The organism is Caballeronia sp. (genome assembly GCF_049581465.1).
Classification (GTDB): Bacteria; Pseudomonadota; Gammaproteobacteria; order Burkholderiales; family Burkholderiaceae; genus Caballeronia.
The window spans coordinates 1-1,579 of the sequence record NZ_JBAUSA010000441.1; the positions used below are offsets into that span (position 1 = coordinate 1).

The 1,579-nt window shown below is 60.8% G+C and carries 2 protein-coding genes; both read left to right on the top strand.

All coding sequences use genetic code 11. From position 1 onward, the window contains the following. Positions 1–722, top strand: a 722-nt coding sequence (locus WCA53_RS10970) for a molybdopterin cofactor-binding domain-containing protein (RefSeq protein WP_423909141.1), incomplete at its 5' end; no start/stop codon positions are given. A 13-nt stretch (positions 723–735) separates the two neighbouring features. Further along, positions 736–1,284 carry a xanthine dehydrogenase accessory protein XdhC gene (gene xdhC, locus WCA53_RS10975; RefSeq protein WP_423909146.1) on the top strand — a complete coding sequence of 183 codons (549 nt, stop codon included), beginning with the start codon at positions 736–738 and terminating at the stop codon, positions 1,282–1,284. The last annotated feature ends 295 nt before the right edge of the window (positions 1,285–1,579 follow it).

Genomic DNA, 1,579 nt, shown 5'->3' on the forward strand with positions numbered 1-1,579 from the left:
GGCTTGCCGTGCTGGCCGCCGAGCACTATGGCGCGGGCGAGGTCGAGGCGCGCGACGTGCGCTTCATCGACGACCGGATTGTGGTCGGCGACGTGGCGATTCCGTTCGAGGAAGTGATCATGCAGGCGTACCGGGCTCGCGTGCAGTTGTGGTCCGATGGCTTCTACAAGACCCCGAAGCTCTACTGGGATCAGGCGAAGATGCAGGGCCGGCCATTCTATTACTACTCCTATGGCGCAGCGGTCACCGAAGTCGTGATCGACACGTTGACCGGTGAAATGCGCGTGCTGCGCGCCGATGCGTTGCACGACGTGGGTGCGTCGCTCAATCCGGCACTGGATGTGGGACAGGTGGAAGGCGGCTTCATCCAGGGAATGGGCTGGCTCACGACCGAGGAACTGTGGTGGAACGCAGGCGGCAAACTGATGACGCATGCGCCCTCGACGTACAAGATCCCGACCGTCAATGATTGCCCCCCGGTGTTCAATGTCCGGTTGTTCAAGAACCGCAATGCCGAGGACAGTATCCACCGGTCCAAGGCTGTGGGCGAGCCGCCATTGCTGCTGCCGTTTTCGGTGTTCTTCGCGATCCGCGATGCAGTGGCGAGCGTCGGCAATAACACGGTGAATCCGCCGCTGAATGCGCCTGCGACCAGTGAGGAAATCCTGAAGGCGGTGGGTGCTGTTCGCGCTGCAGTGGCGCAAGCTGCTGGCGCACGTTGATTCGAGGCTTGCTATGGAAACGATCCAGGAATCGGTGGTTATCGGTCGTGGTGGTGGGCGCTCGAAGCCGCTGGCTGCAGCGCCCACGCATATCGTGCTGTTTGGCGCGGGGCATGTCGGCCATGCGCTTGTGAGGTTGCTGGGCATGCTGCCTTGCGTGGTTCAGTGGGTCGATGCACGCGACGAACTATTCCCCGACGAAGTGCCCGGCAACGTACAGATCGAAGCGACCGATACGCCGGATGCGATTGTCGATCTGGCACCGGCCGGCGCGCATTTCCTGGTAATGACTCATGACCACTCGCTGGATTTTTCGCTTGCGTTGCGGATCATGCGACGCAACGATTTCGCTTACTTCGGCATGATCGGGTCGAAGACGAAACGCGTGAAGTTCGAGCGACGATTGATCGATCGAGGTGTGGAACCTGATCGATTGATGGAGATGACTTGCCCGATCGGTGTAGAGGGGATCGTCGATAAAGCGCCTGGGTCTATCGCCGTCGCCGTTTGCGCCCAGTTGATGCGGATCAGGTCGGCGGCTTATTCGTATTCGATGTCGTAGCCGAGCCAATGAATTCATTTGCTAGCGTTCGGACAGATCGGTAGAGTCACGGCACGGCATTCGCCGGACCTGCCGCCTATAGCGTGGTCTCCCAAAGGCGGAGGTTCACGTTACAGGAAACTCTCCATGACTGACATTCTCGGGTTGAGCGTACGCCAGCTCGCGCAGCAGGTGGCGCAGCGCACCTTAAGCGCGGAAGCGGTAGTGCGCGCCTATATCGAACGTATCGACGCGCAGGACGGGGTAGTGCACGCGTGGCAATACTTCGACGCGGCGCAGGCGCTTGGGGCCGCCC

What these genes read in the sequence shown, in the direction of transcription:
- xdhC (WP_423909146.1), top strand. Translation starts at nt 736, where the DNA reads ATGGAAACGATCCAGGAATCGGTGGTTATCGGTCGTGGTGGTGGGCGC.